This window comes from Pseudomonas sp., from assembly GCF_037994325.1.
GTDB lineage: Bacteria > Pseudomonadota > Gammaproteobacteria > Pseudomonadales > Pseudomonadaceae > Aquipseudomonas.
Map to the genome: position 1 here is coordinate 1 of NZ_JBBNAH010000770.1, position 8916 is coordinate 8916.

General features: G+C 59.5%; 11 protein-coding genes. 7 read left to right on the forward strand and 4 right to left on the reverse strand.

Going from position 1 to position 8916, the window contains the following annotated elements; translation table 11 throughout:
* Both AAAB16_RS25815 and AAAB16_RS25820 read right to left on the reverse strand, forming a co-directional pair.
* Positions 1-182 (reverse strand): hypothetical protein (locus tag AAAB16_RS25815; RefSeq protein WP_340665935.1); only part of this gene is annotated, 182 nt, incomplete at its 3' end.
* Positions 183-253: 71 nt separating this feature from the next.
* A complete protein-coding gene (locus AAAB16_RS25820) occupies positions 254-805 on the reverse strand; it encodes a cysteine hydrolase family protein (RefSeq protein ID WP_340665936.1) in 552 nt (183 codons plus the stop codon).
* A gap of 112 nt (positions 806-917) precedes the next feature.
* Between AAAB16_RS25820 and AAAB16_RS25825 the strand changes: the two genes are divergently transcribed.
* Positions 918-1925, forward strand: coding sequence for a GlxA family transcriptional regulator (locus AAAB16_RS25825; RefSeq protein ID WP_340665937.1), 1008 nt, complete (start codon positions 918-920; stop codon positions 1923-1925).
* A gap of 99 nt (positions 1926-2024) precedes the next feature.
* Complete coding sequence (locus tag AAAB16_RS25830; protein ID WP_340665938.1) at positions 2025-2651, forward strand: class I SAM-dependent methyltransferase; 627 nt, start codon at positions 2025-2027, stop codon at positions 2649-2651.
* On the opposite strand, the gene AAAB16_RS25835 is transcribed toward AAAB16_RS25830, so the two are convergent.
* Together AAAB16_RS25835 and AAAB16_RS25840 are read right to left on the reverse strand one after the other, a co-directional pair.
* The gene (locus AAAB16_RS25835; RefSeq protein WP_340665939.1) at positions 2648-3580 is read right to left on the reverse strand and encodes a sigma 54-interacting transcriptional regulator; all 933 of its coding nucleotides are present in this window, start codon (positions 3578-3580) and stop codon (positions 2648-2650) included. The genes AAAB16_RS25830 and AAAB16_RS25835 overlap by 4 nt on opposite strands.
* A gap of 82 nt (positions 3581-3662) precedes the next feature.
* Positions 3663-4244, reverse strand: a complete 582-nt coding sequence (locus AAAB16_RS25840; RefSeq protein ID WP_340665940.1) for an alpha/beta hydrolase — start codon at positions 4242-4244, stop codon at positions 3663-3665.
* A gap of 367 nt (positions 4245-4611) precedes the next feature.
* Here AAAB16_RS25840 and oscA point away from each other — a divergent pair, with 367 nt between their 5' ends.
* The 5 genes from oscA (at position 4612) to AAAB16_RS25865 (ending at position 8824) form a co-directional block, all read left to right on the forward strand.
* A complete protein-coding gene (oscA, locus tag AAAB16_RS25845) occupies positions 4612-4797 on the forward strand; it encodes a sulfur starvation response protein OscA (RefSeq protein ID WP_108095379.1) in 186 nt (61 codons plus the stop codon).
* A gap of 183 nt (positions 4798-4980) precedes the next feature.
* Positions 4981-5988, forward strand: a complete 1008-nt coding sequence (locus AAAB16_RS25850) for a sulfate ABC transporter substrate-binding protein (protein WP_340665941.1) — start codon at positions 4981-4983, stop codon at positions 5986-5988.
* A gap of 141 nt (positions 5989-6129) precedes the next feature.
* Positions 6130-6948 carry a sulfate ABC transporter permease subunit CysT gene (gene cysT, locus AAAB16_RS25855; protein WP_340665942.1) on the forward strand — a complete coding sequence of 273 codons (819 nt, stop codon included), beginning with the start codon at positions 6130-6132 and terminating at the stop codon, positions 6946-6948.
* 10 nt (positions 6949-6958) lie between these two features.
* The gene (cysW, locus tag AAAB16_RS25860; RefSeq protein WP_340665943.1) at positions 6959-7831 is read left to right on the forward strand and encodes a sulfate ABC transporter permease subunit CysW; all 873 of its coding nucleotides are present in this window, start codon (positions 6959-6961) and stop codon (positions 7829-7831) included.
* Positions 7832-7834: 3 nt separating this feature from the next.
* Complete coding sequence (locus AAAB16_RS25865) at positions 7835-8824, forward strand: sulfate ABC transporter ATP-binding protein (protein WP_340665944.1); 990 nt, start codon at positions 7835-7837, stop codon at positions 8822-8824.
* Positions 8825-8916 lie beyond the last annotated feature (92 nt).

An 8916-nucleotide genomic window follows, 5' to 3' on the forward strand; every position in this document is an offset into this window, starting at 1 on the left:
CACGAGCGGGGGACGCGGGTCGACAAATTGCTGCCTTGGTGCGGGTCGTTTACGGGGTGCCGTTCGCGACCGCGCCACAGTAATAAAAATTCCATAAACCTAAAAAGACTTATTAGTTTGTTTTTAATGCTTTTTAAGAATATTCGACACATTTCGCAAAACATGACCACGGCGCTGGTCACTCGGAAAACTCCTACGCAACCATGGCGCCATGTCGTGACTAACAAATCACCTTTCGTTCACATATCGGCGACTACCGCGCGGCCAGAAATTCTTCAGCAGAAACCACCGGCGCGTAACCAAACGCCAGCGCCGCCATAAATGCAGCATGCACCTGGGCAGCCGGCACCTGAACACCGTTGAACTCAAGATCCAAGGTGGCGCAGGCATCGTGAATCACCGTGGTGGCATACCCGAAGTCGACGGCGGCGCGGGTAATACCGTGGGTGCACATATGGCTCATGCTGCCGACGATCACCAAGGTGTCGATGCCATGCTGCTTGAGCACTTCTTGCAACGCGGTGTCACGGAAGGAGTTGATATGGTGCTTAACAATTACCGGCTCGCCATCGCGATTGATCACGCTTGGGTGGATCTGTGCGCCTTCGGAGCCGGCCACAAAAAATGGCGCGTCCTTATCGGTGGCTTCGTGGCGGATATGCACCACCAAATCGCCGGCAGCGCGGAACGCCGCTAGCACTTGCGCGGCTTTGGCGGCAGCCGCATCGGCGCCCACCAGGGTCCACTTGCCGCCGGGGAAGTAGTCGTTCTGGATATCCACTACGATGAGCGCTGATTTGGACATGCTGTATTCCTCGTTAGGTAAGTTGCGTGGGCAAGGTCTCTTGCGTGGGATGAAGTATTCAGCGGCGCGAGCCGGCCGAGGATGAGCCGGAACGACAATAGCGGTGGGAAAAATGACAACGGATGAAAACAAAGCGGTGATCGAGATTGGCCTGCTGGTTTACCGCGGCGCACAAACCGCCGCCGTGCACGGGCTGACCGACCTGTTCGCGGTGGCTAATCGCATCGCCAGCGAACAACAGTCCGCGCAACTGCCGCTGCTGCGTATCAGCCACTGGAGCGCCAGCAGCCCCGATGCGGCACCGCAGCGCACGTTCGACAGCTTGCCAGGCACCAGCAGCCGCCTTGGCGCCGTTGTGATTCCCCCGTCCCTTTACGACATGCCCACCGCCGAGGAAGCCCAGGCCTTGGCCAAGTGGATTCGCCACTGCCATGGCCAAGGCGCCACGCTCGGCTCAATTTGTCTGGGCGCGTTTTTGCTGGCGGGTACGGGGTTGCTGGATGGCCGCACGGTGACCACGCACTGGACCCACGCCGAAGAACTCAGCGAGCAATTCCCCAAGCTAAAGGTGGACGCTGATAAGCCCATCATCGACGACGGCGACATCATTACCACCGCCGGCATGATGGCCTGGGCAGAGATTGGCCTGCGCCTGGTTGACCGCCTGCTGGGCCCCAGCATCGCCACCCGCACCGCGCGGTTTTTAATGGTCGAACACAGCGACAGTGCCCAGGAATGTGGCAGCAATTTCGCGCCCATCCTGGCCCATGGTGATACCGCTGTATTGAAAGTGCAGCATTGGTTGCAAGGCAATGGCGCGGTGGATGTCAGCCTGGCCGCCATGGCCCATTGCGCCGGGTTGGAAGAACGCACATTTCTGCGCCGCTTTCGCGCCGCCACCGGATTAAAGCCCACCGAATACTGCCAACACGTGCGCGTCGGCAAAGCGCGGGAAATGCTTGAATTCACCAACGGCACGGTCGACCACATTGCCTGGACCGTAGGCTATCAAGACCCCGGTGCGTTTCGTTCGGCGTTCAAAAAAATCACCAACCTGTCGCCCAGCGAATACCGCAGCAAATTCGGGGTGAAACCGAAAACCGCCGCGGCGGCTTCGTAGGGTGTGCCGTGCGCAGCAACGCGACGTCGCATAGAACGCTTTGGTGCGCACAGCACACCCTACGGGCATCATGCGCACCTCATTCTCCGAGCTCATCCTATGCATCTGTCCCCCGCCGACCTCGCCAACATTTCTGCCCTCACCTTGCAGCACTACAACGCAAGCGCCGACAGCTTTCGTGAAGGCACGCGTGACCATGACGTCAGCCAAAACATCGCCGCGTTGCTGCGCCATATCGAGGCGCCAGCACCGTTGCAGATTCTCGATTTTGGCTGCGGGCCTGGCCGCGACTTAAAGGTGTTCCGCGACGTGGGGCATATCGCGGTGGGCCTGGATGGCTCGGCAAACTTTGCTGAAATGGCCCGCGCCGATAGCGGCTGCGAAGTGTGGCAGCAGGATTTTCTAAACCTGGATTTACCCGCCGAACGCTTCGACGGCATCTTCGCCAACGCCGTGCTGTTCCATATTCCGGCGCAAGAGCTGCCACGGGTGTTACGCCAGCTCCACGCGACGCTGAAACCCGGCGGCGTGCTGTTTAGCTCCAACCCACGCGGCGACAATCAGGAAGGTTGGAACGGCCCGCGTTATGGCAGTTACCACGACCTGGCGGCCTGGCAGCAGTACCTCGGCGAGGCAGGCTTTAGCGAGTTGGAACACTACTACCGCCCCACTGGCCTGCCACGGGACGAACAACCCTGGCTGGCCAGCGTCTGGCGCAAAATCTAACCCACTACCCGTTGCAGTAACTGCTGCAACTGCCCCGCACCTTCGACGCCTGCGCGGCTTAACCACTCACGCAACTGCTGCTCGATGGCCTGCAACGGCGCACGCACGCCGGCCAGTTCCAGGTGCTCGGGCAGGATCTCCTCGCCGCTGCTGACCAGCAAGGCAAAGTGGATAACGTTCTCCAGCTCACGGGTATTGCCCGGCCAGTTATGCCACTCCAACACTTGCTGGGCGGCGGCGCCAATCAGCGGCATCGGCAGGCCAAGGCGCTGGGTGTAGATGCCGAGAAAGTACTCAGCCATGGGCAAGATATCGCCGATCCGCTCGCGCAGCGGCGGCAGGGCCAAGCGCCCTTCGTTCAGGTACAGGTACAGGCGCTGGTGAAACTTGCCCGCCTCCACGGCTTGGCCCAGGTCGATGCTGGTGGCCGCGACCAAACGCACATCCACCGGGCTGGCGTGGCCCGAACCCACGCGGGTCACTTCGCGGTTCTCCAGGGCGGCCAGCAGCTTGTCTTGCAGCGCCAGCGGCAGGTCGCCGATTTCGTCCAAGTACAGCGTGCCGCCGTTGGCTGAGCCAAACCAGCCGGCACGGCTACTGGCAGCGGCGCCGCTATACGCACCCGCGGCATAACCAAACAGCTCGGCCTCGGCGTGGTTATGGCTGAGGCTGCTGCAACTCAAGGCCACAAACAAACCAGCACGGTCGCTTTCACGGTGAATATGCCGCGCCAACAATTCCTTGCCGGTGCCCATCTCACCCTGAATCAACACCGGCAAATGGCTGGGCGCCAGTTGGTTAACTTCTTCGCGCAGTTGCCGCGAGCGGGCATCGATAAATACCAAGGCCTTGGCGCGGATGCTCAGCGGGCTTTTATCGGCGTCGGGAAAGGTCAGCAGCGGCTGGTTGGGGTGTTCGGTGCGGGACATAACAAAAACTCCAAAACCAGGCCAGCTGCACGGGCAGCGGCCTGGGTAATAAAAGCAACAGAGGCGGGCGCGTAGCGGCCGATCAAGCGCTGCGACGGTCGTGCTGTTCGATGCGGTTTTGCAGGCGGTAGAGGTAGGAAAAACCACGCTCCCAGCGCTGGTGGCCGGACTTCACATTGATATGCCCCACGCCGCTGAGAATCGCCGTTTCAGCACCCCAGTCACGGGCCAGCTCAATCGCGCGGGCGGCACTGGCGGCCTGGTCATTGTCTGAACCCACCACTTGCACCGGAAAAGGCAATAGCTCACGGGGGATCGGCGCAAAGCCTTTTAGCGCTTCGGGGCAGGCAGGCCGCTCCACATCAGCAGGCGCCACCAACAAGGCACCGCGAACACGGCGCAGCAACTCCACCGGCGCACTGGCGGCCCAGTGGGCGACCGTGATGCAACCGAGGCTGTGGGCAATAAGAATCACCGGGCCAGGTTGCGTGGCGATGGCGCGGTTTAGTTCAGCAACCCAGGCGGCGCGGTTCGGCGTCTGCCAATCGGCCTGCTCAACGCGCAGGCTGTTGGGCAGGCTGCGCTGCCAGTGGCTTTGCCAATGCTCGTCCGGCGAGCCTTGCCAGCCCGGCACAATCAGATAGCGGATGGATTCGCTGCGCATGGGTTACGCCTCCTGGGTCGTACGTGTGGAGGCCAGTATAGGAAGGGTTCATATACTCGTTAAGGAATAAGAAATTATTTACTTATGCCTTTAACGTGTTTTCGATCATGGCAAAAAGCCGCCCTGGGTTTTTCCTCGATGCCTTCACAACCCGCTAATAGCGGGCCTTGCGGGCTTTTACCCACAGCCGCAGCGCCCGCGCGCGTCGCGCTATAGAGATGGGTAGCCGGCGACAATCGGCAAAAAGTTAAAACGGTTATATAAAAATTCTTAAATAGTCTTTTTAAGAATATTAGGCACCCTCTACTATCCGCTCCACGCCCACTTACGACGATTAACCCAGGGCATTTTTTCCAGGAGCAGATTCATGAGCGCACCCCTTCGTAGCGTAGAGGGCCAGGACGAAGCCGGCATCCTCCGCGAAATTTCCGCCGCCCTGCAGGGCCTGCGTTTTGGTTCGGTGGAAATCACCGTGCACAACGGCCAGGTCGTACAGATTGAGCGCAAGGAAAAATTCCGCCTGCAGCCACCGGCCGCTGGCAAGCAAGCCTGAAGAATTGATCACCCCCTACTGGACGACCGGAGGGTAAAAAATGAATACCCAGCAACACCGTAAGACCGCTCCGCAGCCACTGCGCTGTCAGCCGCGAATGCGGCCCACGTCATGTTGTAGATAAGCCCATAAGAAACTCAGCCAAAACACTTGAACAAAATTTGAAATCTTAGGAGTTACGCCATGTCCATTCGCCGTTTCGCTTTGGCAGCTTTGACCAGCGCCCTGTTCGCCGGTACCGCCGTCGCCAAGGATTACGAGCTGCTGAACGTGTCTTACGACCCAACCCGCGAGCTGTACCAGGAGTACAACGCGGAGTTCATCAAATTCTGGCAAGCGTCCCACAAGGACGACAAAGTGGTTATCCAACAGTCCCACGGCGGCTCGGGCAAACAAGGCCGTGCGGTGATTGATGGTCTGCGTGCTGACGTAGTGACCCTGGCCTTGGCCGGTGACATCGACGAAGTGGCCAAACTGGGCAAACTGCTGCCGGAAAACTGGCAAACCCGCTTGCCACAAGCCAGCACCCCCTACACCTCGACCATCGTCTTCCTAGTGCGTAAGGGCAACCCTAAAGGCATCAAAGACTGGGGCGACCTGATCAAGAAAGATGTTTCGGTAATCACCCCGAACCCGAAAACCTCTGGCGGTGCGCGCTGGAACTTCCTCGCCGCCTGGGCTTATGGCCTGAAAGCCGGTGGCAGCGAAGCCAAAGCCAAAGACTACGTAGAGCAGCTGTACAAGCACGTGCCGATTCTGGACACCGGCGCTCGCGGCTCAACCATCACCTTTGTTAACAACGGCCAAGGCGACGTATTGCTGGCCTGGGAAAACGAAGCCTTCTTGGCCCTTAAAGAAGACGGCGGCGCCGACAAGTTCGACATTATCGTGCCTTCGCTGTCGATCCTGGCCGAGCCGCCAGTGGCTGTAGTCGACAAAAACGCCGAGAAAAAAGGCACCACCGAAATCGCCACCGAATACCTCAAACACCTGTACAGCCCAGCTGGCCAGGAAATCGCGGCGAAGAACTTCTACCGCCCACGTGACGAAAAGGTCGCGGCCAAATACGCCAGCCAATTCCCCAAACTGGACTTGGTGACTATCGACAAGGACTTCGGCGGCTGGAAAACTGCGCAACCGAAATTCTTTAACGATGGCGGCGTGTTCGACCAGATCTACCAAGCCCAGTAATCACTCTGCCGTAGACACACGTAGGCGCTGCGCGCACCGAGCGATTTATGCGAGATCGCTACGGTGCGCACAGCACACCCTACGAACAGCCCTTAGCCCGGAGTCACTTCCGGGTTTCGTGCGTTCAAACCAAGGATATATATGTCACGCAAGATCTCCCCCGTCATACCCGGCTTCGGGCTGACGCTGGGGTACACCTTGGTGTATCTCAGCTTGATCGTGTTGATTCCGCTGGCGGCCATGTTCGTCCACGCCGCCCAACTAACCTGGGACCAATTCTGGGCCATCATCACCGCGCCGCGGGTGATTGCTGCGCTCAAACTGAGCTTTGGCACCGCGCTCTACGCCGCCCTGATCAATGGCGTGATCGGTACGCTGCTGGCCTGGGTGTTGGTGCGTTATGACTTCCCTGGGCGCAAGGTCATCGACGCGATGATCGACCTGCCTTTCGCCCTACCCACCGCCGTCGCCGGTATTGCCCTGACCGCGCTGTATACGCCCACCGGGCTGGTCGGCCAGTTTGCCGCGGACCTGGGTTTTAAAATCGCCTACACCCCATTGGGCATCACCCTGGCACTGACCTTTGTGACCCTGCCGTTTGTGGTGCGCACCGTGCAACCGGTACTGGCCGACATTCCCCGTGAAGTCGAAGAAGCCGCCGCGTGCCTGGGCGCCAAGCCCTTTCAGGTGTTTCGCTACATTCTCGCGCCGGCGTTATTGCCGGCCTGGCTGACCGGGTTTGCCCTGGCCTTTGCCCGGGGCGTTGGCGAGTACGGCTCGGTGATTTTTATCGCCGGCAATATGCCGATGAAAACCGAAATTCTGCCGCTGCTGATCATGGTCAAGCTCGACCAATACGACTATCGCGGTGCGACCTCCATTGGTGTGTTGATGCTGGTGGTTTCTTTCATCTTGCTGCTGCTGATCAACTTGTTGCAGCGCCGCATCGAAAAACCATAAGGAGCGCGCCATGTCTTCCCCATCGCTTAACGCCGCCGCTTCTGCCAACGCCGCCCGCCGCGGCAGCGTCAACGCCCGGCGCGTGTTGATTGGCCTGTGCTGGCTGATTTTTATCCTGTTCCTGGGCCTGCCGCTGTTTATTGTGGTGTCCCAGGGTTTGAAGAACGGCCTGGGCGCCTTCTTCACCGCAATCTTTGAACCTGATGCGTTGTCGGCGCTAAAACTCACGGTTATTGCCGTGCTGATTTCAGTGCCACTCAACGTGATATTTGGCGTCAGCGCCGCGTGGTGCGTGAGCAAATATTCGTTCAAGGGCAAAAGCATTCTGGTGACGCTGATCGACCTGCCGTTCTCGGTATCGCCAGTGATCGCCGGTTTGGTCTACGTGCTGATGTTTGGTGCCCAGGGCCTGTTCGGGCCGTGGCTGCAAGACCACGACATTCAGATCGTCTTTGCCCTACCGGGCATTGTCTTGGCAACCATCTTCGTCACCGTGCCATTTGTGGCCCGTGAGCTGATTCCGCTGATGCAAGAGCAAGGCACCCAGGAAGAAGAAGCCGCACGCCTGCTGGGCGCCAACGGCTGGCAGATGTTCTGGCACGTGACCATCCCCAATATCAAATGGGGCCTGATCTATGGCGTGGTGCTGTGTACCGCACGGGCCATGGGTGAGTTTGGCGCGGTGTCGGTGGTGTCCGGGCATATCCGTGGCGTCACCAACACCCTGCCGCTGCACGTTGAAATTCTCTACAACGAATACAACCACGTCGCTGCCTTTGCTGTGGCCAGCCTGCTGCTGATCCTGGCGCTGTTTATCCTTCTGCTCAAGCAGTGGAGCGAGTCCCGTATCACCCGCCTGAAAGCCAAAGCGGACGAGGAATAAGTCATGAGTATCGAAGTCCGTAACGTCAGCAAGAACTTCAACGCCTTCAAGGCGCTTAACGACATCAACCTGGATATCCAGAGCGGCGAGCTGGTGGCCCTGCTCGGCCCGTCAGGCTGCGGCAAAACCACCCTGCTGCGCATTATTGCCGGGCTGGAAACCCCGGATGCCGGCAGCATCGTGTTCCATGGCGAAGACGTGTCCGGCCATGACGTGCGCGATCGCAACGTCGGTTTCGTGTTTCAGCACTACGCCTTGTTCCGCCATATGACCGTGTTCGACAACGTCGCCTTTGGCCTGCGGATGAAGCCCAAAGGCGAGCGCCCAAGCGAAAGCCGTATCGCGGAAAAAGTGCACGAACTGCTGAACATGGTGCAGCTCGATTGGCTGGCTGATCGCTATCCGGAGCAACTATCCGGTGGCCAGCGCCAACGTATCGCCCTGGCCCGTGCCCTGGCGGTGGAGCCGAAAGTGCTGCTGCTCGACGAACCCTTCGGCGCCCTTGATGCCAAGGTGCGCAAAGAACTGCGCCGCTGGTTGGCGCGCCTGCACGAAGACATCAACCTGACCTCGGTATTCGTCACCCACGACCAGGAAGAAGCCATGGAAGTGGCCGACCGCATTGTGGTGATGAACAAGGGCGTGATCGAACAGATCGGCTCACCGGGCGAGGTGTATGAAAACCCGGCTAGCGACTTCGTCTACCACTTCCTCGGCGACTCCAACCGCCTGCATGTGGGCGGCGATGACCACGTGCTATTCCGCCCCCATGAAATCTCGCTGTCGCGGCAGGAAATTGAAGACCACCACGCCGCTGAAGTTCGCGATATTCGCCCACTGGGCGCGACCACGCGTATTACCTTGAAGGTGGAAGGCCAGAGCGAGCTGATTGAGGCTGAAGTAGTAAAAGACCACGACAGCCTGACCGGGCTGGCCAAAGGCGAGACGTTGTTCTTCAAGCCCAAGGTTTGGCAGGCGCATAAGCAGGTTTAAAGCCACACACCGTCGTCCCCGCGCAGGCGGGGACCCAGAATCGCGCAGGAGGACGGCGTTTGCAGGCGCATCTCCGCGCCTGGGTCCCCGCC